Source organism: Parapedobacter tibetensis (assembly GCF_024704835.1).
Taxonomy (GTDB): Bacteria; Bacteroidota; Bacteroidia; order Sphingobacteriales; family Sphingobacteriaceae; genus Parapedobacter; species Parapedobacter tibetensis.
The window spans coordinates 1-400 of the sequence record NZ_JAMXBE010000078.1 but is presented as its reverse complement, the minus strand read 5'-3'; the positions used below and the strand labels follow the sequence as shown (position 1 = coordinate 400).

Annotated in this window: 1 protein-coding gene; it reads right to left on the bottom strand. The window is 59.0% G+C overall.

Annotated elements, in window-relative coordinates:
* Positions 1-147: 147 nt before the first annotated feature.
* Positions 148-400 (bottom strand): helix-turn-helix transcriptional regulator (locus NF543_RS25345; RefSeq protein ID WP_257670999.1); only part of this gene is annotated, 253 nt, incomplete at its 5' end.

Below are 400 nucleotides of genomic sequence, written 5' to 3'. Positions count from 1 at the left end.
TCCAACGGTACCGTTGGGACGCTCCCCGGCATCATGGAAACGTCCAACGGTGTTGTTTGGAAGCTCCACGGTACCATTGGGACGCTCCGCGGTATGGATTAGCGGCCCCACGGTATCGTGGAGTGGCCCAATGATATCGCGTAAACGCTATTTTTTCTCCTTGCCCTTCATCAGCGTATAGTCGCGGTAATAGGCATCCACCTCCGAACGCATCAGCCATACGCGGGGCTTGGCCAGGTGCCCGTCGCCTTTTTTGTGGTACCGCGTCAGTTTTCCGGCATTCAACCGCTCTTCGAGGGTAGACCTGGCGATGCCCAGCAGGTCCCAGGCTTCTTTGCAGGACATCCACAATCCGGCGTTGATGCCCTCGGGGGTCACGGTGTACCGGGATGCGGGGGTG